This is a genomic window from Streptomyces sp. NPDC038200 (assembly GCF_055600785.1).
In genome coordinates, this window is sequence record NZ_JBVJYH010000001.1 from 405,672 (window position 1) to 429,293 (window position 23,622).

General features: G+C 69.2%; 12 protein-coding genes and 2 pseudogenes. 8 read left to right on the forward strand and 6 right to left on the reverse strand.

Annotated features, from left to right (window positions below; genetic code table 11):
* The first annotated feature begins 142 nt into the window (after window positions 1-142).
* Window positions 143-1,480 carry a cellulase family glycosylhydrolase gene (locus ACZ7KF_RS01715; RefSeq protein ID WP_471068288.1) on the forward strand — a complete coding sequence of 446 codons (1,338 nt, stop codon included), beginning with the start codon at window positions 143-145 and terminating at the stop codon, window positions 1,478-1,480.
* 60 nt (window positions 1,481-1,540) lie between these two features.
* Here ACZ7KF_RS01715 and ACZ7KF_RS01720 read toward each other — a convergent pair whose 3' ends face one another.
* Both ACZ7KF_RS01720 and ACZ7KF_RS01725 read right to left on the reverse strand, forming a co-directional pair.
* Window positions 1,541-2,581, reverse strand: coding sequence for a LacI family DNA-binding transcriptional regulator (locus tag ACZ7KF_RS01720; protein WP_471068291.1), 1,041 nt, complete (start codon window positions 2,579-2,581; stop codon window positions 1,541-1,543).
* Entirely contained in the window at window positions 2,578-5,013 is a 2,436-nt protein-coding gene (locus ACZ7KF_RS01725; protein WP_471068294.1) for a glycoside hydrolase family 2 protein, read from the reverse strand. The genes ACZ7KF_RS01720 and ACZ7KF_RS01725 overlap by 4 nt, the downstream gene beginning before the upstream one ends.
* A 271-nt stretch (window positions 5,014-5,284) precedes the next feature.
* On the opposite strand from ACZ7KF_RS01725, the gene ACZ7KF_RS01730 reads away from it, so the two are divergent.
* From ACZ7KF_RS01730 to ACZ7KF_RS01750, 5 genes and pseudogenes are all read left to right on the forward strand, one after another.
* Window positions 5,285-6,604 (forward strand): ABC transporter substrate-binding protein, encoded by a 1,320-nt coding sequence (locus ACZ7KF_RS01730; protein ID WP_471068296.1) that lies wholly within the window; start codon window positions 5,285-5,287, stop codon window positions 6,602-6,604.
* A gap of 107 nt (window positions 6,605-6,711) precedes the next feature.
* Complete coding sequence (locus tag ACZ7KF_RS01735) at window positions 6,712-7,668, forward strand: carbohydrate ABC transporter permease (protein WP_471068299.1); 957 nt, start codon at window positions 6,712-6,714, stop codon at window positions 7,666-7,668.
* Window positions 7,665-8,507 (forward strand): carbohydrate ABC transporter permease, encoded by an 843-nt coding sequence (locus ACZ7KF_RS01740; protein WP_471068302.1) that lies wholly within the window; start codon window positions 7,665-7,667, stop codon window positions 8,505-8,507. The genes ACZ7KF_RS01735 and ACZ7KF_RS01740 overlap by 4 nt, the downstream gene beginning before the upstream one ends.
* Before the next feature lie 644 nt (window positions 8,508-9,151).
* Window positions 9,152-9,665 (forward strand): annotated as a pseudogene (locus ACZ7KF_RS01745) (MmyB family transcriptional regulator); the annotation flags it as partial.
* A 160-nt stretch (window positions 9,666-9,825) separates the two neighbouring features.
* Window positions 9,826-10,229: pseudogene (locus ACZ7KF_RS01750) on the forward strand (nucleotidyl transferase AbiEii/AbiGii toxin family protein); the annotation flags it as partial.
* Between the two features lie 328 nt (window positions 10,230-10,557).
* Here the strand turns inward: ACZ7KF_RS01750 and ACZ7KF_RS01755 are convergent.
* From ACZ7KF_RS01755 to ACZ7KF_RS01770, 4 genes are read right to left on the reverse strand one after another with little or no spacing between them, the layout of a single operon-like run.
* Window positions 10,558-11,160 (reverse strand): hypothetical protein, encoded by a 603-nt coding sequence (locus ACZ7KF_RS01755; protein ID WP_471068305.1) that lies wholly within the window; start codon window positions 11,158-11,160, stop codon window positions 10,558-10,560.
* 51 nt (window positions 11,161-11,211) lie between these two features.
* Window positions 11,212-15,504, reverse strand: coding sequence for a DUF6531 domain-containing protein (locus ACZ7KF_RS01760; RefSeq protein ID WP_471068307.1), 4,293 nt, complete (start codon window positions 15,502-15,504; stop codon window positions 11,212-11,214).
* A 19-nt stretch (window positions 15,505-15,523) separates the two neighbouring features.
* On the reverse strand, window positions 15,524-15,820 hold the full coding sequence (locus tag ACZ7KF_RS01765; RefSeq protein WP_397938989.1) for a WXG100 family type VII secretion target: 297 nt from the start codon (window positions 15,818-15,820) through the stop codon (window positions 15,524-15,526).
* A gap of 10 nt (window positions 15,821-15,830) precedes the next feature.
* Entirely contained in the window at window positions 15,831-16,118 is a 288-nt protein-coding gene (locus tag ACZ7KF_RS01770) for a hypothetical protein (protein ID WP_471068310.1), read from the reverse strand.
* A 110-nt stretch (window positions 16,119-16,228) separates the two neighbouring features.
* Here ACZ7KF_RS01770 and ACZ7KF_RS01775 point away from each other — a divergent pair, with 110 nt between their 5' ends.
* Both ACZ7KF_RS01775 and ACZ7KF_RS01780 read left to right on the forward strand, forming a co-directional pair.
* Window positions 16,229-18,943 carry a WD40 repeat domain-containing serine/threonine protein kinase gene (locus tag ACZ7KF_RS01775; protein ID WP_471068313.1) on the forward strand — a complete coding sequence of 905 codons (2,715 nt, stop codon included), beginning with the start codon at window positions 16,229-16,231 and terminating at the stop codon, window positions 18,941-18,943.
* A gap of 259 nt (window positions 18,944-19,202) precedes the next feature.
* A complete protein-coding gene (locus tag ACZ7KF_RS01780) occupies window positions 19,203-23,456 on the forward strand; it encodes an FtsK/SpoIIIE domain-containing protein (protein WP_471068315.1) in 4,254 nt (1,417 codons plus the stop codon).
* The last annotated feature ends 166 nt before the right edge of the window (window positions 23,457-23,622 follow it).

A 23,622-nucleotide genomic window follows, 5' to 3' on the forward strand; every position in this document is an offset into this window, starting at 1 on the left:
CGCACATTTCCCTTTCCGGCCTTCCGGCGCACCGCCGGGGCCGGGAGGTGAGCCGGTGACAGAGCCACGCCATGAACGGCAGTGCCGTGCCGCCGACGCGCAACGCGTCCGGGCGGCACGCGCCACCATCTTGGGAGCAGGGATGAAAAAGAGACTGGCCACCGCGGCGGGAGCGCTGCTGGCCCTCGCCGCCTCCGTACTGGCCGCACCGGCCACGGCGCAGGCGGACACGCGGGCCGCGTCGGGGTTCCACGTCACCGACGGACGGTTGCTGGACGCGGGCGGCGAGGAGTTCGTCCTGCGCGGCGTGAACCACGCCCATGCCTGGTACCCCACCAGGACGGCACAGGCGCTGAAGGACATCAAGGCGCTCGGCGCCAACTCCGTGCGGGTGGTGCTCGCCACCGGTGACCGCTGGACCAAGAACGACACCGCCGACGTGTCGGCCGTCGTCTCGCAGTGCAAGCAGAACCGGCTCGTCTGCGTCCTGGAGGCACACGACACCACCGGCTACGGCGAGCAGGACGGAGCCGTCGCCCTCGCGCGCGCCGTCGACTACTGGATCAGCGTCAAGAACGCGGTGCAGGGTCAGGAGAAGTACGTCATTCTCAACATCGGGAACGAGCCGTACGGGAATTCCGGGTACACGTCGTGGACGTCGGACACCGAGAGCGCCCTCGCGCGCATGCGGGCAGCCGGATTCCACCACACGCTCATGGTCGACGCCCCCAACTGGGGACAGGACTGGTCCTTCACCATGCGCGATCACGCCGCGGAGGTATTCGCTGCGGATCCCGATCGGAACACCGTTTTCTCGATCCACATGTACGGCGTATTCAACAGCGCCGACAAGGTCAAGAGCTACCTTGACCGGTTCACTTCGCAGCATCTGCCCATCGTCGTCGGGGAATTCGGCAACATGCACTCGGACGGCGATCCGGACGAGGACGCCATCATGTCCACCGCACAGCAGTCGGGCGTGGGCTACCTCGGGTGGTCCTGGAGCGGGAACGGCGGCGGCGTCGAGTACCTGGACATGGCCACCGGCTTCGACGCGTCCCGGCTCACCGCCTGGGGACAGCGGATCTTCTCCGGCCCAGGCGGGATCCGGCAGACCGCCAAGGAGGCCAGTGTCTTCACCGACACCGGTTCCGGCAGCGGCAGCTGCGCGGTCAGCTACCGCCTCAGCGACTGGGGCACCTGGTTCAACGCGGACGTCACCCTCCGCAACACCGGTACGACGGCCGTCAAGGGCTGGCAGCTCGCCTTCGCCTTCCCCGGCGACCAGAAGCTCAGCTCGGCGTGGAACGCCAGGGCCGTGCAGCAGGGCAGCGAGGTCCGGGCGAGCAACGAGTCCTGGACGGAGACGATCCCGGCCGGTGGCACCGTGAGCTTCGGCTTCAACGGCTCCTCGACCGCCGGCGCCAACGGCGTCCCGGCCGCCTTCAGCCTCAACGGCGCCACCTGCGAGAAGAACTGACACCACGCCCGCGGCACGCCGAAGGGCCGCGCCCCCTGGGGGCGCGGCCCTTCGGCATCGTCATGACGCGGCCGCTCCCGGCGCCGGTGCGGTGGAACCGCGCGGGATCAGTGACGGCGTCGGCACCTGGTGTCCGCCCGTGTGCGTGCCGGCGACCACCTCGAACAGCACCCGCGCCACGTCGGCACCGAAGTTGTGCACGTCGTGGCTCATGGCCGACAGCGTCGGATGCGTGATCCGGCACAGTTGCGAGTCGTCCCACGCCAGCAGCGACAGGTCGTCGGGGACCGTGAGCCCCATCTCGGCGGCCACGCCCGCGCCCGCGACCGCCATGATGTCGTTGTCGTAGACGATGGCGGTGGGCCTGTCGGCGGCGAGCAGCAGGGTGCGGGTGGCCCGCGCGCCCTCCTTCTCGTCGAACCCGGTGCCGATCTGCCGCGCCTCCTCCAGCCCCAGTTCCCGGATCGTGTCGGCGAAGGCGCGGGCCCGGATGGCGCTGTGCCCGAGGTCGGCCGGGCCACCGACGCGGGCGATGCGCCGGTGGCCGAGGGCCGCGAGGTAGCGGACGGCCTCGCCGACGGCCGACGCGTCGTCCGTCCACACCGCCGGGAAGGGACCCGTGAGGGAAGGGTGGCCGACGGCTACCGCGGGCATGCCGAGGCCCTGCAGGGAGGACACCCGGGGATCGTTCTCGCGGAAGTCCACCAGAATGGCGCCGGCGATCATCCGGCCGCGCCACCACTCCTTGTAGAGCGCGATCTCCTCGTCCAAGTCGCGCACCAGCCGCAGCAGCAGCGAGCAGGAGCGTTCCGCCAGGACGCTCTCGATGCCGGAGATGAAGTCCATGTAGAACGGCTCCAGGCCGAGCAGCCGGGCCGGGCGGCACAAGGCGAGCCCGACGATGTCGACCCTTCGGCTGGACAGGCTGCGGGCCGTGGCGCTCGGGGCCCAGCCGAGTTCCCGGGCCACCGCGAAGATCCGCTCACGGGTGGCCTCGGAGACGCCGGGCTTGTGGTTGAACGCGAGCGACACCGCCCCCTTGGACACCCCGGCGCGGGCCGCGACATCCTTGATCGTGACGCGTTCCGGCGAGCCGCTCACACCACATCCACGCAGAACAGGGCAGCCCTCACCGCGTCGGCCGGGACGGAGCCGCAGCCGCTGACACGGATGCGCGTCCGCTCACCGGGCAGCAGGGTCTGTCGGCCGCGGTCGCAGACGGCGGCCGGGTCGAGCCGGTCGGGCTGCAGCAAGAGGTCTCTGACGAGAGTACGGGCGCTCACCACGACATCGACTCTATCCCTCTGACCGGGCACCGGCTCCACCGCGACGTCGTAGGCCGGGCGCGGGTAGGCGAACTCCTTGTCCGGCACCGGGAAGTGCAGGGCGCGCAGGTCTCCCGTGCCCTCGTCGTCGCGCGAGCGGGGTGATTCCCAGGCGTCGGCCACCAGGAACTCCTTGGCGGACCCCTCGTCCGGCGTCAGCGCCGCGGGGACGGCGACCCTGGTGACGGAGCGGGGCTCGACGGAGACCTCGACGACGACCTCGCCCACGGTGGCGCCGTCGGCTTCCATCCGCCGCAGGGTCACCGCCGTCCGCCAGGCCGCGGCGGCCTGGTTGATCACGGCGAGCTCCAGGCCGCCGGTGCCGGGTTGCAGGGTGAGCAGCCGGTCGGCGTAGACGCGGCGCAGCTCGTGGTAGAGCGGCTTGGGGCGGCCGTCGCCGTCGATGGCGGACCACGAGGTGACCGGCCAGCAGTCGTTGAGCTGCCATACGACCGTCCCCGCGCACACCGGCCAGTGCGAGCGCCAGTGCTCGATGCCCGCCGCGACCGCACGGGCCTGGACGAGCTGGGTGAGATAGTGCCAGCGGTCGAAGTCGTCGTCGGGCAGCGGGAGGTGGCGGGCGACGCCGCGGTGCAGCTTGCCGTTGCCGTCCTCGGCCTTCTGGTGGTGGAGCATGCCCGGGGAGTCGGGGGTGAGGTCCTCGCCGGGCAGGGCGCGGCGCAGGGTTTCCAGGGCGGGCGGCGCCTGCCAGCCGAACTCGGCGACGAAACGGGGCACGCTCGCCCGGTACTCGGCGTAGTCCTGGCGGTTCCACACCTCCCAGGAGTGGTGGGTACCGTGCGCGGGGTCGTTGGGGTGGTGGTCCCAGGACCCGGACCACGGGCTGCCCGCGGTGTAGGGGCGGGTGGGGTCGAGTTCGGCGACGACGCGCGGCAGCAGGCCGAGGTAGTAGCCCTCACCCCAGGAGTCGCCGGCGAGGGGGCGCTCCCAGTCCCAGTCGCGGAAGCCCCAGAGATTCTCGTTGTTGCCGTTCCACAGCACGAGCGAAGGGTGCGGCATCAGCCGGACAACGTTGTCGCGGGCCTCGGCCTCGACCTCCCCGCGCAGTGGCTGCTCCTCGGGGTAGGCGGAGCAGGCGAAGAGGAAGTCCTGCCAGACCATCAGGCCGAGTTCGTCGCAGGCGTCGTAGAAGGCATCGTCCTCGTAGATGCCGCCGCCCCACACGCGGACCAGGTCGACGTTGGCCTCGGCGGCCTGGGTGAGACGGGTGCGGTAGCGCTCGGGCGTGACGCGGGAGGGGAAGGCGTCGTCGGGGATCCAGTTGACGCCGCGGGCGAAGATCCGGACGCCGTTGACGACGAGGGTGAAGGCCGAGCCGTGTTCGTCGGGCGAGCGGTCGAGCTCGACCGTGCGGAAACCGATCCGCCGCCGCCAGGTGTCGAGCGGCCCGGTCTCGTCGTCCAGGGTGACGTCGAGGTCGTACAGGGGCTGGTCGCCGTAGCCGCGGGGCCACCACAGACGCGGGTCGGGGACGTCCAGGCGGAGGACCGCCTCGTCCCCGCTCAGTTCGGCTTCGGTGTGCACCCCGGCCACCTGGGCCCGGACGCGCAGGACCCGGCCGCGCCCCTGCGCGGTGCGCTCGACCCGCAGCCGTACCTCGACCCGGCCGGTCCCCTCGGCCACGGTGACCAGGGGGCGCACCTGGGCCAGGCGCGCGGTGGACCAGTGCTCCAGCCGGACCGGCCGCCAGATACCGGCGGTCACGAGCGTGGGCCCCCAGTCCCACCCGAAGCTGCACGCCATCTTCCGGATGTACTGCGACGGCTCGGGATAGACGTTGGGCCGCTCCCCCGTCACCGCGCGAACGGCCGCGGCCTCGTCGTACGCGGAGGCGAAGCGGACCTCCAGTTCACCGGTGCGGCCCGTGACATCGAAGCGGTAGTGGCGGTGCATGTTGCGCGTGCGTCCGACGGGCCGGCCGGCAAGCGTCAGGTACGCGGCCGTGTCGAGCCCCTCGAAGACGAGATCGGTGCGCTCGTGCGCGCTGTCGTGATCGAGGTGGCGGACATACGTCCAGGCGCGGCGCCCCACCCAGGCGACGTCGGTCTCGTTGCGGCCGAGGTAGGGGTCCGGGATGACCTGAGCGGCCAGCAGATCGCTGTGGACGCAGCCCGGCACCTCGGCCTCCAGCACTTTCTCCCCATGGCGCAGACTCCAGCCGTCGGTGAGCTGGGTGACGTCCTTCATGGTGCGGCTCCAATCGCCTGACTCGGACGGGTCAAGGGACAACGGCGAACAACCTAACGGGCTGGTCACAGGCTTGTCTATAAACCGGTCTACCTACGTAACCGTAGGCCGCACTTCCAAAAATCCCCACGTTGAAGGCCACGAGAGAGGGGAGATGATAACGATTAGGCATCACCGTCGAAATCTGAGCTTTACCGGTTAACAGAGCGGCTGACATAGTGCCGACATCCCACCCACAGAGTTGAGCCGCCATCCTGAAGGAGCTGGGCACATGAGGACGAAGAAGACGCTCACGGGAGCGCTTCTGGCTGCCGCGATACTGACCGTCGCCGGATGCGGGGGCGGGGGCTCGGTCTCCGGTGAGACCGCGAAGGCACCTGCCGACCCGGCCGACGCGTCGGGCACGATCAAGGTGCTGACGGCTCGGACCGATCTCGTCCAGAACGGGACGATGGCCCGGTACGCCGCCGAGTTCAACAAGACCTATCCCAAGGTCAAGGTGAAGTTCGAGGCCCTCACGGACTACGAGGGCGAGGTCAAGATCCGGATGAACACCGAGGACTACGGCGACGTCCTGATGATCCCGGCCGCCGTCGCCAAGAACGACTACCCGAAGTTCTTCGCCCCTCTGGGCACCACCGCCGAACTGAGCGCCAAGTACCGCTTCAGCGACAAGACCGACGTCGCGGGCAAGGTCTACGGCATCGCCCAGTTCGGCACCGCCAACGGCTTCGTCTACAACAAGGCCGTCTGGAAGAAGGCCGGCGTCACCAAGTGGCCGACCACCCCGCAGGAGTTCCTCACCGACCTGCGGGCCGTCAAGGCGAAGACGGACGCCCTGCCGTACTACACGAACTTCAAGGACGGCTGGCCGCTGACCGCCTGGAGCAACAACATCGGCTCCGTCACCTGCGACGCCAAGGCCAACGACAAGCTCGCCGGCGCGGTCTCGCCCTGGAAGAAGGGCAGCGAGCTGAACACGATCGACTCCCTGCTCTACGACATCGTCAAGGGCGGCCTGTCCGAGAAGGACCCCAGCACGACCAACTGGGAGACGTCCAAGGGCATGATCGCCCAGGGCAAGGTCGCCACCATGCAGCTCGGCTCGTGGGCCATCACGCAGATGCAGGACGCGGCGAAGAAGGCGGACAGGAACCCGGCCGACATCGGCTTCATGCCCTTCCCGGTGCAGAAGGGAGGCAAGTACTGCACCGTCCTCGCCTCCGACTACCAGCAGGCCGTGAACGTCCACTCCTCGCACAAGGCGGCCGCCCGGGCCTGGATCGACTGGTTCACCGACAAGTCGGGCTACTCGGCCGAGGAGGGCGCCGTCCCGGCCCCCAAGTCCGCCCCCATGCCCAGCACACTCAAGGACTTCACTGACAACGATGTCAGCTCTGTGGAGCGCTCCGAGGTGAAGACCGGCGAGGTCAACACGATCGACAACGCCGCGGAGATCGGCCTGAACAAGCCCGATTACCGCCAGAAGCTGGTCGACCTCGCCCGCGGCGCACAGAAGGGCAGCCTCGACGACTACTTCGCGGACCTGGACAAGCGGTGGAACGACGCGGCCCAGGCCGCCGGCTCCTGACCGGGGGCCGCTCACCCGCCCTGCCCTCACCGACCGCGGCCGCGGCCCCGTCCGCACCGGACGGGGCCCACCGGTCGGTGTGCATCCGCGAAGACGAAAGGTCCGGCATGACCGAGACGACCGACACGGCGCCCGCGAAGGTGCCACGCAACGCCGCACCAGGCCGTACGCCGGTGCCGGACGGCTCCCGCCGGGGCGGGAGCCTGCTGCGCAGGCTCACCCCGTGGCTCTTCCTGGCCGTTCCGCTGGCACTGCTGATCACGTTCACCTATGTGCCCGTCGGCAACATGATCTACTACAGCTTCACCGACTGGGACGGGGTCAGCCCGGACCGCCACTTCACCGGCGTCGACAACTACGAGCAGATCTTCACCCGCCCCGAACTGTTCCGGGTGTTCTTCGTCAGCTTCTACTACCTCGCCGCCTCCGCCGTTCAGATCGCGATCGCTCTCTACTTCGCGACCGTGCTCAGCTTCGACCTGCGGTTCCGCAACCTCTTCAAGGGGATCCTGTTCTTCCCCTACCTGATCAACGGCGTGGCCATCGGCTTCGTCTTCCTGTACTTCTTCCAGGACGGCGGCACGCTCGACTCGGTGCTGTCCTGGTTCGGCGCCGGCTCCGACCACGCCTGGCTGGGCGACCCCGAGTCCGCCAACACCTCCCTCGCGGGAGTGTCCGTCTGGCGGTTCACCGGCCTGAACTTCGTGCTGTTCCTCGGCGCGATCCAGTCGATCCCCGGCGAACTGTACGAGGCGGCGCAGCTGGACGGTGCCACCCGCTGGCAGCAGTTCCGGCACATCATCGCCCCGAGCATCCGCCCGGTGGTCAGCCTGAGCGTCATTCTGGCGATCTCGGGCTCACTGTCGGTGTTCGAGATCCCGTACATCATGACCGGCGGCGCGACCGGTACGACGACGTTCGTCATCCAGACGGTGAAACTCGCCTTCCAGTTCAACAAGACCGGCCTGGCCTCGGCCGCAGCCGTCGTCCTGCTCCTGATCATCCTGCTGATCACCTGGATCCAGCGCCGCCTCGTGCCCGACGAGAAGGTGGACCTCGTATGACCACGCCTCCGCCCGCCCGGCGCCGGCTCGCACCGGCCCTGACCTACATGTCGCTGATCGTCGCGTCACTGGTCGTCCTCGTGCCGCTCGCCGTCGTCTTCCTCACCTCCCTCAAGACGTCCAGGGAAGTCACCGACGGCGGCCCCCTGTCGCTGCCGAACGACTGGCTGAACCTGGACAACTACGCGACGGCCTTCACCGACGGCAAAATGCTGTCCGCCTTCTTCAACACCAGCGTCATCCTGCTGTTCTCCATCACCGGCACGGTGATCATCGGCTCGATGACCGCGTACGCCATCGACCGCTTCGACTTCCGGGCCAAGAAGCCGATCATGGCGCTGTTCCTGATCGCCACCCTGGTGCCCGGTGTCACCACCCAGGTCGCGACCTTCCAGGTGGTCAACAGCTTCGGCCTGTTCAACAGCATCTGGGCGCCGATCCTGCTCTACATGGGCACGGACATCGTCTCGATCTACATCTTCCTGCAGTTCATCCGCGGCATCCCCGTCTCTCTCGACGAGGCCGCGCGTCTGGACGGCGCGAACTCCCTCACCATCTACTGGAAGATCATCCTGCCGCTGCTCAAGCCGGCGATCGCCACCGTCGTCATCATCAAGGGGATCACCGTCTACAACGACTTCTACATCCCCTTCCTCTACATGCCGTCGGAGGATCTGGGCACCATCTCCACCGCCCTCTTCCGCTTCAAGGGGCCGTTCGGCGCGCACTGGGAGGACATCTCGGCCGGCACGATCCTGGTGATCGCCCCGACCCTGGTCGTCTTCCTCTTCCTCCAGCGGTACATCTACAACGGCTTCGCGCAGGGCGCGACCAAGTGACCTCGGCGGATCCCGGCTGCTGCCCACACCGTTCCGGGACGGTCGTGCCGGTTCGATCGCGTGGGCGGTGGCGGCCCGGGCCCCGGCGTGGATACCGGGGCCCGGGCCGGAGGCCTGCGCCCCCACGACCTGCCCGCCGAAAGCCTCCCCTGCTCGGCCGGGCCGATCCGGACGGCCCGTCGACGCGGATGCGGGATCGGGTCCCTGCGCCGAGGGCGCGGTGAACGATCCGGACCGAGTCGGCTTCGTCCCGTCGTCCCAGGGGCCGGACATTAGCGGGCCTGGGCGGAGCGGGCCGACGGATCGTCCAGCGACTCGAAGCGGACGTCACCCGGGGCGTGGATCACTGCGCCGCGCAGGAGGGGGGTCCTTTGCGTACGTCAGGCCGGACCGCTGCGGCGGTCCGCGTACGACCGGTCCCGGGACGCGAGACGTCTGTGCACCGAGGGCGGGCGGCCCCGGCCCCGCCGACGGACGGCCGGGACGGCACCACGTCTTCCAGGTGCCCGCCGTTCCGGCGGGCAGCCAGCCACCGCCGATGGGTGTACCTGCAGTACATCCCTCCCGCGGCCCGCTGCACGCACGGGCGAAGGGCGGACAACCAGCACGAGGTCCGTGAGCTCCTCGCCTAGCGGCAAGCCAGGATCGCCCCCGAGCGGCCGGGCTCGCCTTCGGGGCCCGGCGCCGCGTCCCCGGCCTGCACCGCAGCGAGGTCGCGGCCCTCACCGACATGAGCGTGGAGGACTACGCGAAGCTCGCACGCTTCACCTTCCTCGACCCCGTCTCCCGCTCCCTCTACCCCGACTGGGACCTCGCCGCCGACGTCACCGTCGCCATCCTGCGCACCAAGGCCGGCCGCAACGCCCACGACGAGGACCTGCACGACCTCCTCGCCGAACTCTCCACCCGCAGCGACGAGTTCCGCACCCCTGGGGCACCCCCTCCAACGTCCGTCACCACGGCACCACCACCAAGCGCTTCCACCACCGCGCCGTAGGCGACCTCACCCTCGTTTTCGAGGGGCTGGGGACCGCGGCCGAACCGGGCCTCACCCTCACGATCTACACCGCCGAACCCTGCTCACCCTCCGAACAGGGTCTGCGCCCGCTCGCTTCGTGGGCTGCGCCACAGGACGCCCTGCCCCCCACCGCCCCCGAAGACATGAGCCGACCACCGCGCCTGGCGCCCGTTCCGGCGGTGACGGCGCCCTGCCGGACGGAGGTCGGTCGGGCCCGTTGCCGCCGGCGCGTGCGCGCCGTATGGGAAGACGCCTTCCCTCAGCTCGCCTCTCCCGAACCCGGGCAGTCGCGTGACGGACATGCCGGAGCTGCACACGCGGCTCCTGGCGGATGTAATCGCGCTCGGTTCCCCGTATCCACTGGCTCTCACCGGTGGATACGCCGTGCGGCACGCCGCCTCGTGAACCGCCCCCGCCAGGACCTCGACGTCGCCACCGAGAACCTGGCGCCCATGGCCGACATCGCCGCCACGCTCCGCGCCGGCCTGGAACCGCGGCTGGAAGGTGCACGCGCTGGAGACCGCCCCGCTGTCCGCCCACTTCACCGTGACCGACCCAGCCACCGGGCAGGAAGCGAAGTCGACATCCTCAAGGAGATCTTCTGGCGGCCGGTCGCCCAGTGCCCGTACGGCCCCGTCCTCGCGGAGGAGGACGTGATCGGGACCAAGTTCCGCGCCCTCGCCGAGCGCGGAGCGCCCCGCGACAGGTCGCACGGATTCCCGGCGACATCCAACTCTGGCCTACCGAAAGTCGGTACGCTTCCGCCGCATCCTTCGAGGCCCTCGCCGACCTTCACTACTGGTCTTGGTCACCAGCGATGCAGACCAGGCAGGTTTTCTGGCGAAACGTCAGCAGGCCCCTGCCGGCCAGCATGAAAGGGCGGCCCGCCTCGTCACCCCGACAGGACGGGCACAGTACCGTCAAACCAGTGCCCTGGTCGCGCCGGGCGCCCAGATCTTCCAACGCTTCGGACAGTTAGGTTAGGACAACTTAGGCAAGCGCGTGCGGAGCAGGCGCCGGGGGGCACGCTCCTCATATCCCTCCGAGCATCTCGTCCTCATCAAAGCCGAGTTCGTCCTCAATGCCGAGCTCCTCCGCTGCGTGCCACTTGAGTGGCTTGGGCCAGACGCCGGTAGCTACGTCCCGCAAGACGTCGTGCGCCTCAGGCGTGCCGATCTCGGCCAAAGACTGAATCATTTTGATGCACAAGTTAAAGAAGGGTGCATCGGATTCTTTCATGTCGCGGAGGAGGAGACTGATCGGGCCGACTGCCTCCGACGCACGGAGCTCTCCGAGCATATCGATCAAGTCTTCCGAATTCACACCTCGCGTATTTCCCCAAGCGCTTTTCGAGCCCGGAGGCGCTTGCCCGCTTCCCGTACCCGATTCAAGTGCCGACAGGACAATTTCAGCGAGCCCGTCCGGATGGATATGCACGGCGACCGCGGCAAATCGCTCGAACCGATGCCAGTCTCCGGCGCTGACCATGCGCCTCAGCCAATCTAGGACTCGCGTCCTTACCTCAGGGATATCGGTTGTAATTGACGTGGCCTTTTCCTTGCTAACATAACCCCTGCCGATGAGTGCATCGACGCGGTCGATGAAGGGGTCCGCACCCTCCGTGGCGGCTGGCATCTCTCCACTTTCCTTACTTGGTTACGCGGTCACTCGAGGCGTTCCGCTCGACTAGAGCAACGTATAGCTGAAACCGATGATATTCGAGTTGAACACTTCAACGGAGCTCGCACGGAGACCGAAGTTCAACCCGCCACGCTCCATCTTCAGATGCACGAAGTCGACGCTGTCGCCGATCTCTTCAAGGTCGATTCCGAATGTCTCGCGGATGGCCGCTATGTTGTCACCGGACCCCCGGCCTGCCGCGATCAGCGCATCCCTGGTCCCCGGCTGCATCTCGTAACGCACGAGATGGGTGTACTTCTGTGCGTTCCGTCCCCCGCGTCGAGAAAATCTCTCTGCGATCCCTGTGACATAGTCGCGTTCTTGGGTCACGAAGTTCTCGCCTCGAGGAGTAATCTCACCCTTGTCGCCAAGACGCGTGAACTCTTTTTCGGACATTACTCGATAGAACGCCTCATAGGGTGCCAAGCCAAACGGGTCTGACCAGGTTAGGGGATTGTCGACGTAGGCGACAGGGTTCGGCGCAGGCCCTATACCGAGAGGATCCGGGGTGAGGTACCGAGCTGCATCCGGGTCGTAGTGGCGGAAGTAATTGTAGTGGAGGCCGGTTTCGGAGTCGTAGTACTGGCCTGGGAAGCGTAGAGGGGTATAGGCCGTGCTGTTGGCCGGCCAAGCCGTCGTGCCCCATAGGGTGCTGCGGGTTCGCCAGGCGATCTCGCCCTGTTCGTCGATCAGTTCGCTCGGGGTGCCGACCAGGTCCGTGACAATCGCGAAGAAGCGGGAGTCGATCTCCTGTTGGGGTGCGTTGGTCGCGGTGATGCGTTCCCTCTGGACGAGGGGGCGTAGGCCCTGATGATCCCAGGTGAGGGTTGCCGGGTGAGGGAGGTCGGCGGAGGTTGTCGTCTGTTCGCAGAGCGTTGTGCCGTCCCAGGTGAAGTCCACCCGCTCCACCACCGTTTCGCTGTCCTCCGCGAGACGGCGTTTGGTCGTGCGACGGCCCAGGGGGTCGTAGGTGTAGCGCCAGCGGGTGCCGTCCGGGGTGACCACAGACGTCAGGCGGTCCTCGGCGTCCCATTCGTAGCGCCAGGTATCCGGTTTCCTGGACAGGCGGCTTTTCTGGCGGAGGGTGATACGGCCCAGGGCATCGTGTTCGTAGCGGACGTTCCCGGCTCGGGTGATGCGGGTGCCCGCGTACGTGCGCGGACCCCTTGCCTCTGCGCCCGGGTTGTCCGAAGACCAGGACGCTTCGGTTTGGTTGCCTGCCTCGTCGTAGGCGTACCGCTCCGTCCAGCCGGCCGCGTGGACCGCCGTCACCCGGCCGGTCGCGTCGAGGTCGAAGCGGCGGGAGCCGGACAAGTGGTCCTCGATGCCTATCAGGTTGCCGTCGGCTCGGTACGTGTATCGCCGGTGCTGGACCGTGCGGCCCTGTGCACCGGTCACCGACTGGGTCGTCAGGCGGCCCAAGGGGTCGAAGGCGTGCTCGAAGACGACGGTGCCGCCGATGCGCCGGGACACCTCGCGATCCGCCTCGTCATACGTGAAGTCGATCGCCCTGCCCGAGGCCACCATGCGCGTGCGGCGGCCCGCCGCGTCGTACGACCACGTCGTCTCGGCCCCGGAAGGGGTGGTGCGGCCCGTGCGACGGCCCAGGGCGTCGTACGTGTACTTCAGTGTGCGGCCGTTGACCGTCTCCGAGCGCAGGCGGCCGTAGCGGTCTCGCAGACGCGTCAGCGTCGTGCCGTCGGGGCCCGTCGCCCGGGCCAGTTGGTCGGTCAGGTCATAGGCGTACGTGGTGATGCGGCCCGCGGCGTCCTTGCGGATCACCTGGCCGAGGTCATCACGCTCGAAGGACGTCAGCTCGTCCAGTTCGTTTCGTCGCGACACCAGGCGGCTCGCCGCGTCGTACGCGTACGTCAGCCTCCGGTCGTCGAAGTCCGTTTCCGTCACCAGGCGTCCGGCCGCGTCGTACTCGTACGTCCATGTCAGGCCCTGCGGGTTCGTGACTCTGGTCAGGCGTAGTTCCGTGTCGTGGTCGAACTCGTAGCGGACGCCGTCCGGGCCTGTGCGGGCCGTGAGCAGGTCGAAGTGGGTGTACTCGAAGTGGGTGGTGCCGCCGATTGCGTCGGTGTGGCTCGTGCAGTTGCCCTCGCCGTCGTAGGTCCAGGATTCCTCGGCTCCGTCCGGGTCGGTCCGGCGCTCCAGCTTGCCCTCGACGGTCCAGGACAGGCGGGTGGTGGCGCCCAGGGGGTCGGTGATCGTGACGATGCGGCCGAATGCGTCACGCTCGTACCGGGTGACCGCTCCCAGCGGGTCGGTGACGGCGAGGGGCAGGCCGGCGGCGTTGCATTCGACGTGCATCGTGTTGCCCAGGGCGTCCGTGGCCGATGTCAGGTTGCCGCGGCCGTCGTAGGCGAAGCGGGTCGTCGCGCCGGAAGCGTCGGTGACCGCCGTCAGGTTGCCGCTCGTGTCGAACTCCCGGGCGACTTGGGTGCCGTCCGGTTCGGTCACCCTCACCGGCAGGCCCTGGTCGTCGTAGGCGACGGTGATCTCGCGGCCGTCGGGGCGCGTGATCGTCAGCGGGCGGCCCGCTTGGTCGTATGTGTAGGCGACCATGTGGCCGAGCGGGTCGGTGACGGTGAGGGGCCGGTGGAACCGGTCGTATGCGGTGTGGGTGGCGGCGCCGTCCGGGCGGATCTCGGTGACCGCCTGGAGCCTGTCGTTGATCAGGTACCGGCTCGTGTGTCCGAGGGAGTTGGTCACCGTGGTGGCCTTGAGGCCCGTCGCCGGGTCGGTGTCGCCGTAGGTGTAGGTGTTCCGCAGGTGCCCGGCGTCGCCTGTCTGGTAGGTGCAGCGGTCCTCGTCGTCGTACTCGTACCGATACGACGAGCCGTTGGTGTCGGTCCAGGCCGTGATCCGGCCCACCGCGTCGTTGGTGAACCGGGTGGGTACGCCGCAGGCGTTCGTGAGCGAGGACAGGTGGCCGTGTTCGTCGTATCCGAAGCGGAGCAGTGGCTGGTCGCCGCCGTCCTCGGCTGCCTCCGCCAGATGGAGGGCGGTGATGCGCTCGCCTTCCGTGGTGATCTTCAGGTGGTAGCCGGCCGAGTGCCGGATCGCGGTGGGGGCGCCATTCGTGTCGTAGGTGAACGTGAGCCGCTGGGTGCCTGAGCGGTCGGTGAGGTGGGCCAGGAGTGCGATGCCGCGGCCGTCGGGGCCGGGTGCCGCGAAGTCCCATCGACGGCCGCTGACGGGATCGGTGACGGTGTAGTCGCCGTTGGTGTCGACCGTCAGCGGAAGCCGGTCGCCCTCGGCGGGCAGCGAGGCGGCGTCCGGGCTGGGGTGGGGATAGGACAGGAGTGAGCCGTCCTCGCGCACGAAAACGACGCCTTCGGTATCGATCTCCAGCCGCTGGTCCGCCGTCGAGGTCCAGGCGCGGCCGAACCAGCGCCCGGCACGGTAGGACGACTCGAAGTGGCGGGAGAACACCAGCGGGAGTCGGGCCGGCAGTGTCAGATCAGTCTGCGCAAGGGCCATCCGGCCGGTGGCCACGTCGACCGGATCGCCGCAATACGACTTGCTCTCGTGTTTTCTGGCCACATCGTGGAGAGCCGACCTCACACTCCGTCGGGCCCAACCCGTCGCGGCGCCTCGCGCCGCCCCGCGGGCTGCTTTCAGGGCGGTGGTACGCGCGAAGGTTCCGCCGTTCCTGCCGGAGGCCGCCCCGGTCGAACCGAGCGCGGGTATCGCGGCGCGTATGGCCTGCGCACACCGCATCTCCGCTTCGGCCGCGACCCGGGCCACCTGTCGGGCCATCGTGGCGGCGGCCTGCCGTTCCCGCTCGGCCTGGGCGGCATAGGCGCCGATCCGTGCCGCGGCGGCGCGGACCTCGGGGCGTTGGTACTGGGTGCACCTGAGCGCGAACGGCTCGTCGAGCCCGCGCCAGTTACCGGTGTACGAGAACCCCGGGACCAGCGTGCAGAACTGCTGTAACGCGGCCTTGTACTGGGCATCCGCCTGCATGCCCCGGCTCAGCGCGGCGCGGGACTGGATCTTGGCCTGCTCAAGGGTCTGCATGTAGGCGATAAGCGCCCTGCCGCAGCTTTCGTGAGCCGGACCCAGACCGGCGGCCTGCTGCGGGAGGCGCGCAAGCCGCTGCTGGAACAGCGGAGCGTAGTCGCCCTGCATGCGCAGGTCCACGCTGTTGGTGGCGACCTGGGTCAGTCGGCTGGCGTGCTGCTCTGCGTACTGCGCCTCCCGCTGCAGTCGCGCCGCCAGGGTCTGGATGAGGGCGGGGTCGCCCGGGACCGGGTCCCGCGCCAGGTCGAGAACGCTCCAGTCCTCCATGGTCAGGCGCCCCGGCCGGTCAGCTGCCCGCGCCGCCCGCCAGTCGTGCGTCGAGTTCCTGGTGGCTGCGTACGACGTCGTTGAGGAACGCCGCCATTCCTTCGAGCCCCTGAATCATGTTGTGGGTGCCCGTCGTCCACTGTTGGTACGACTGCTGGAACTTGGACGACGCCATCTGGGTGCGGAACTCGCTGGCCACCAGCTGGTCGATCATGCCCTTGAGGGCCTGGAGCTTTTCGCTTATCTCGGTCTGCCCGCTGACCAGCCGTGACGCCGCCTGCTGCACACCGTCATAGCCGACACTGACATCCGCCATCGGTCTCTCCTCATATCTCCAGGGCTTGGTCGGCGAGGACCTGGTCGAGGTCGAGCGTGCCTTCCGCCAGGCCCGCGAAGAGTCCTGCGGCCATATCGACCGACGCTACGAGCTCGGTCCGGGCTGTGGTGACGGCGTTGAGGAATTCAGCGAGTGCTTCCGCGACCGGGCCGGCCACCGTACTCACGGCATTCGCCAAGGGCTGTGGAGCCGAGAGCCGGAGGTCGGAGCGCATGCGGGTCAACTCCCGCGCGACTAAATCCGCTTCCTGTGGATCGCAGGCGAATTTTTGAGCCATCGGCTCGGATCTCCCCCGTGAGACCTCAACTGCGCGTCAACAGTGGCTAATCTGCTGTCAGGTTAGCGTACGGGGCGCCGACCGGTAAGCGATCCGACAGGAGCGCGGTGGTGACGGGGACGGACTCCTCTCAGGGGCCGAGATTGGTCGCGGGGCGCTACCGGCTGGCGGAGGTGCTCGGGCGGGGTGGCATGGGGATCGTCTGGCGGGCCACCGACGAACTGATCGGCCGCACCGTCGCGGTCAAAGAACTCCGCCTTCCGCATGGGCTGTCCGCGCGGGAGCGGGCTGCGTTCGGTGAGCGGACACTGCGCGAGGCCCGGACCGCCGGGCGGGTCCGTCATCCCGGAGTCATCGCCATCCACGACCTCATACCGAGCACGGCACAGAGCGACGCCGCCTATGTCGTCATGGAGTTGGTGGAAGCGCCCTCCCTGGCAGCGGTGCTGGACCAGGACGGCGCCCTGCCCGAGCTACGCCTGGCTCGTCTGGGACTGCGATTATTGGAAGCACTGGACGCCGCACACTCCATCGGCTTGATACACCGGGACGTCAAGCCCAGCAACGTCCTGGTCCTGCCCGACAGCAAGGTGAAACTGGTCGACTTCGGCATCGCCCACGCCGTCGACGACACCCGCCTCACCCGGACCGGTGTCGCCGGCTCCACCGGTTACATCGCACCCGAACTGTTCGAGGGCCACTCCCCCACCCCCGCGGCCGACCTGTGGTCCCTCGGTGTCACGCTCCACCACGCGGCCACCGGCCGCAGCCCCTTCGAACGCGGCTCCACCGCGGCCACCATCCGCGCCGTCCTCCACGACGACCCTCCGCCGCTGGACCACCATCCCTTCCTCGCCCCGGTGATCGAGGGCCTCCTCGCCCGGGACCCGGAGAGGCGCATGGAGGGCGGCGCGGCGGCGGTGCTCCTCCGCGCCGCGATCACCTCGACCCGGGACGGGGACGCTGCCCCGGTCCGGCAGAGCATCCCACCGGACGAACCGGCCGACCGGCCGAGCACATGGCAGAACCGGCCCACCGGGGTCCCCACCAGCCCGCCCGGCACCGGGAGGTCAAGAGCTGCGGCGAGTACGACGGGACGGGTGCCCGCGAACCGACGGGCGGCCACCGGGCCAGCGGGGGAGCCCAACCCTGCTGCCGCCCCCCGTCGTCCGCAGGGACAGCCTGACGGTGGTGACAGCCGACCGGTGTCATGGGAGGACCGGCCTACCTCCGTCCGGAACACGGCACCACAGAGCAGGTCCATGGCACGATCACGGCCGGATGGACAGACGGCGACCTCCGCGGCGGATGATGACGCCGGACGCTACTTGGTCCATCCAGCGAAGGCTACGGAACGGATCGACCATTGGACGCTCGTCGTCCTGTGCGGGCTGGTCGTGTGGATCGGCTGGCGGCTGAACCAAGTCCTGGGGTGGGTGTGGCTCTTCGTCTTCCTCACTACGGGTGTGTCGGTCGTGTCGGTAGCCGCGACGGCCACCCTGTCCCCTCTGTGGTTCTTCAGTCTCGGCGCCGAGGGCATCAGGTTTCTCCGGGCCGGGCGCAGTACGTCACCGGACTCCCAGGTCGCCGTTGCATGGGAACACATCGATGAAGTCGTCCTCGTCCCCTGGCGCCATACCAGTCGGACCAGCCGGACCGCCATCACGATGCTCATGGCCGAGTCCACACCGACCGAGGTCAGGTGCAAACTCTTCCCGCCCGGCATCGGTCGCACCAGCAGCGGCTTTTTCCGGTGGCGTGTCGGCGAAGTACGCCAGTCGGTGGAGGAGCTGAACGTGGCGTTCCGTGTCGCCGCGCCACTCCGCACGATCATCAGGACCCCGTCCGAGCCTGACGCCGAGGACCTGAAGTATCACCGCCCTCGCCGCGTCCGGCAGACGGTGTTGTTCCTCGCGCTCGCGGGAATCCTCCTGGCGACGTACCTGTTTCACCCAGAGGGAGGACCGGTCCGTCTCACAGATACCGGATGGGGCGACGAGCTGGAATTCAGCCCCGACGGGATCACTGTGGCGAGCAGCGACTACAACGAGAGCATTCAGTTGTGGGACGTCGCCACCCGCGAGCAAACCGCCACTCTTGCCGGCCATACCGGCAAGATCCTGGCAATGCGGTTCTCTCCTGACGGGCGCCTGCTGACCACGGCGGCCGACGAAATCGGCGACAACACCATCAAGGTGTGGGACTTGAGCACGCACACCGAGCGTAGGACTCTGGCCCTGGGCGGAGAGGCGAGAGTGGTGTCGCTGGCCTTCAGTCCGGACGGTCGTGCCCTTGCCAGTGTGGACGACGACGGCACGATTGTGGTGTGGGACGTCCGATCCGGTCGGAGGACCGTGACCATACACGAGAGGACGACCGGTGCCTTCCCCGTCCGATTCGATGGGACCGGCCGTCTTCTGGGTGGCCTAGACAGCAAGAACCAGCCACATGAGTGGGATGTCGGCACCGGGAGCCGTGCGTCCACCACTACCGACGGAGTGTGGGCCCGAATCTCGGGCTCCGTCGTCTACATACTGGACGGTTCCGGGGCGCACAAGCGCGTGCTGACCGGCGGTGGCAGCGACATCAACGACCTCGACTGGGCGGGCGACATGCCCGAACGGACCGGGCTGCTGGCCACTGGCAGCGCGGACGGTGCGATCCGCGTCTGGCACACCGACAGCGGCCAGATCGCCCGCGAGCTGACCCTGGATTACGGCAATGGCAGCGCGGCCGAAGCCCTCGCCCTCAGCCCGGACGGGAAGACACTCGTCTACAAGAGCGGCTCGGATCTGTGGCTGTGGAAGACGGGGAACGATGCTTAGTCCGCCCCGTCTTATGGTCGTCCCCCATAGGTGTGCTGCAACGAGTTGACCGGCCATTCGCCGGCCGTCACGAACGTCCGCCGAGCGGGCCGGTGGGGACCGTCGTGCTGGTTGGCCTTCTCGCCGGGTAGGCCATCGGCCTGTGCTGTGCTTTGTAACAAATCCACGACCGTTCTTGAAGGCGCCACAGCCGACGGGGATGGACGACGGCATGGGGAGGTAGCGCGTGTTTCTCCGGTTGACCGTTCAGGACCCCGACGTGGGTACCCTTCAGGACGTCGAGGTGGTCGCCGGTCCGGACAGCAGTACGGCCGCACTGCTCGCGGCGTTACCGGTGGCAGTGCGTGGCAGGCGATGTTTCGTCGGAACGGTCCCGCTGGATCCCGGGGACAGCCTGGCCGACAGCCCTTTGACGCCGGGAGCGGTGATCAGCGTGGGGGCGCCGGGGCCCTCTTACCGCCTCGCGTCGGGTGACGGGGTCGGCATGCTGCGGGTGGCGGCCGGTCCGGACGCCGGGCTCATGGTGGCGTTGGCTCCCGGGACCCATATCGTGGCCAGGAACTCGACGGCCGCGGTCTGTCTGCGGGATCCGGACGTCTCCCGCCGCGAGCACGCCCGCCTCGAAGTCTCGCCGGACGGCCGGGTCTTCGTCGTGGACCGGGGATCCACCAACGGGACGTACGTCAACGGCCGCCGGGTCAACGACCGGACCGCGCTCGCTCCGGGCATGACCCTCCAGGTGGGCGCCGACGAACTGCAGTGGACGCCCACGCCCGCGGGAACCCAGCGGGCCACGCGCAGTGCGGACGGGCGACTGGACTTCGACCGGGTCTTCAGCCCCGCCCCGGCAGTCCCCCGTACCGAGGTGACCCTGCCGGTGCAGCAGACCGGGACGGACAACGCGGGACTGACCGAGTTGGCGACGCTTCTGCCGGCACTCGGCGCCGCGATCGTGGCCTGGACGACGCACCGGCCACAGCTGATGTGGCTCGCGATCCTGGGCCTGCTGGCCTCGCTGCTGATGAACCACAACCGGGACAAGCAGCGTGAACAACGCGGGGCTGCCCACGCGGCAGCGGTCAAGGCCGCCCAGGAGAAGATCGACGCCCACGTCGCCGAAGAACTGTGCGTGCGGCTGCTCCTGGCCCCTGATCCCGGCGAGATCTCCGACATGGCCACAGGTGCCCGCCCGGACCTGTGGTCGCGCAGAGCGGACTCGCCGCACGGCCTGACACTGCGCGTGGGGACCGCCGATCAGGCGGCGTTGGTGGATCTGCGCGGCGAACCGTGGGAGGGCTTCGAGTCCCCGCTGCTGCGGCAGGCGCCGGTCACACTGGACCTGCGATCCACCGGCGTGCTGGGAGTGATCGGCTCTCGTCGGCAGGTACAGGCGCTGACGGGCTGGCTGGTGATGCAACTGGCCGCCCTGCGGGGACCGGACGATCTACGCATCGTGGTGATCGCGGCCGACGGGCACGAGGGACTGGCCTGGACCCGGTGGCTGCCGCACGTGGACGCCGGGTCGGCGGCCGATGTTCCGTGCGTCATCGGCAACACCGGGACGACGCGCGCCGCGCGTGTCAAGGAGTTGCGGCAGCTCGTCGGCGCGCGCCGCGAGCAGCGCACCCGGGACTCGCGCACGCGGTTCGGTGACGAGGTCGTGGTCGTCCTGGACGGAGCACTGGCCCTGCGCGAACTGCCCGGCATGGACGAGGTGCTGCGGGACGGGCCGTCGGTCGGTGTCTACCTCGTCTGCGCCGACCGGCGCGGCATGAACGAGTGCCGCGGGCTGTGCGAGATGACCGGGAACACCCTCCGGCTCACCCGCACGCCCGAAGAGCACGCCCTCACCGTCACACCGCACACCCTGGACGAAGCCGCCGCCGAGCCGCTCGCCCGGGCCCTCGCCCCCATGCGGGACCGGCTCACCCTCGGCTCGTCGAGCAACGCTGTACCCGACTACGTGCGCTTCCTCGATCTGCTCGGCCTCGGCACACCGACGGCCCACGACATCCTCGCCCTGTGGGGGCACGGACAGGGACCACGCACCCGGGTGGTGCTCGGCGCGGACGCCGGGGGCCCGGTGACCGTGGATCTGGCCGGGCAGGGACCGCACACCATGCTCGGTGGCGCCACCGGAGCGGGAAAGAGCATTCTGCTCCAGACCCTGGTGACCTCGCTGCTGCTGGCCAACCGGCCCGACGAACTCAATCTGGTGCTCGTGGACTTCAAGGGGGGCAGCGCCTTCCTGCCCTTCCAGCACTGTCCCCATGTGGTCGCCCTGATCCGCTCCACCGGGGAGACCCCCGCCGACGTCTTCGACGCCACCGCCGCGGCCCGGGTGCTGGCCTCCGTACGCGCCGAGGTCAGCCGCCGCGAGTCCCTGCTCGCCCGGTACGACGGTGAGATCGACCGGTACTGGAGGAAGCGCGGCACCGACGCCTCACTGCCTCCGCTTCCGCGCCTGGTGATGGTGTTCGACGAGTTCGCCCGCGTCCTGGAGACCTCGCCGGACTTCCTCAAGGAACTGGTCAACGTCGCCGCCAAGGGCCGTTCGCTCGGCATGCACCTGGTCCTGGCCACCCAGTCCCTGCAGGGGAAGCTGTCACCGGAACTGAAGAACAACATCTCGCTCCGCGTCAGCCTGCGGCAGAACGAAGCCGCCGACAGCACCGAGGTGCTCGGTGTGCCCGACGCCGCCGCGATCCCCGGCTCGCTGCGCGGACGCGGCCTGATCCTGTGCACCACCGACGAGGCGCGCGTCCCGCAGGTCTTCCAGTCCGGATACCTGGGCTCCCCGCCGCCCTCCGGAGCGGCGCAGCCCGTCACCGTCCGCGTTCTGCGGTGGCACCAGCTCGGCGGTCCGCGTCCGGCCGGGCACCTGCCCCGCGTGGAGGCGCCCACCGACCAGGAGCTGGCGGTCACCGCCATCGAGGAGGCAGCCCGGCGCCGGGGACTCGTCGCTCCCTTCCGGCCGCTGCTGCCGCCCCTGCCCGTGGCGTTGACGCCGGGGGAACTCGCCGGTCGCCAGACCGCCGCGGCGCCCGACACGGCCGTGCCCTTCGGTCTGGCGGACGAGCCCGCGGAGCAGGCCCAGCCCGCCCAGTACCTCGATCTGGCCGGTACGGACCGGCTCATGGTCGCGGGCGGTCCCCAGTCGGGCCGCACCACGTTCGCCCGGACGCTCATCACCGGCCTCGTCACCCGGTTCCGGCCCGATCAGGCCCACCTCTACGTCATCGAGCACCACCCTGCCGGACTGACGGACTACGCCGAACTGCCGCACTGCGGCGGCGTGTTCTCACCCGCGGAACCGGACCGCATCCGGCGCCTGGTCACCTGGCTGGACGAAGAAGTCCACCGCCGCTCCACAGGCGGCCCCGCCCAGCAGGCGGACCGGCCGCGCATCGTGGTGATCGTCGACGGCTGGGAGCACTTCGAGGACCACGGCGACCCCGCCTTCACGGAGACCTCACTGCTGACCACGCTGCGCGGCATCGTCGCGGCCGGTGCCCCGCTCGGCGTGCACATCGTGCCGCTCGGCGGTCACGACATGCTCAACCACAAACTCCCCACCTATTACACCCACCGCCTGCTGCTGCCCTTCCCCAAGGAGGAGACCCGCCGAGCCCACCTGACCTCCCGCATGGCCAGTCCCCCCGCACTGCCCGGTCGCGCGATCGACGCCTCGACCGGGCGTCACGTGCAGATCTGCCGACCGGACGCGCTCCCCGCCGATCTGCCGTCCCGCTTCACCGATGCCGACCCCGCCCGTCTGCCCAGGCGGTTCCCGGCGTTGCCCACCCGGATCACGCTCACCGAGCTGCCGCTGCCCACACCGCCAGCCTCCCCCACCTGGATCCCCCTGGGTGTCGGCGGACCCGACCACGGCACGGTGGGCGTCGACCTCTTCGAGAGCGCCCACCTGCTGCTCCTGTCCGGTCCGCCCGGCTCGGGCCGCACCACCGCGACGGCCGCACTCGCCCACTCGCTACGCCGAGCCGGCATCGGCGTGCTCGCCGTCGCCCCGCCCCGCTCCCCCCTGCCCGGCCTGCTCCCCGACGACCCGGGCGTACGCATCCTCACCGGCATCTCGCACAAGGACACCGACCTCCGCGAGGCCGCCCAGGTCTTCGGTGACGACCCCTATGCCCTGGTGCTCGACGACGCGGACCACATCACGGTGCTCCCCACCCAGGAAGGATTCACCGACGCGCCCACCCTGCTCGACGACATCGCCCGCCCCTCGGCACGAGGCCGCCACGCCCTCGTCCTCAGCGCCGACGCGACGCCCGTCCTGACCGGCTTTCCGAGCCCCCTGACTCGCCTGATCAACACCGTCCTGGCGACGGGCCACCGGCTCCTGCTCACCCCCGCCGGACGCCCCGCCGCCGTGGCGCACAGCATCACGCTGGAACCGGACCAGTACTTCGCCGCGCCACCCGGACGGGGATATCTCTTCTCGGGCCGGGCACCGATTCTGCTCCAGCTGGCCGTGCCCCCCGACGTCTGAAGGACGCAATCGGCGTCCTCCGCAGCGCGCTCACCCAGCACCCACCGATCGTGCCGTTCCTGGGACACGGCGCTGGCGCAATGCTCGGCTGGGGCTCGACAACCGGCCGCGCGATCGCCATGACGCTCCGTCAGGGCCGGCGTCGAACGAGCGTCAAGGCGTTTCC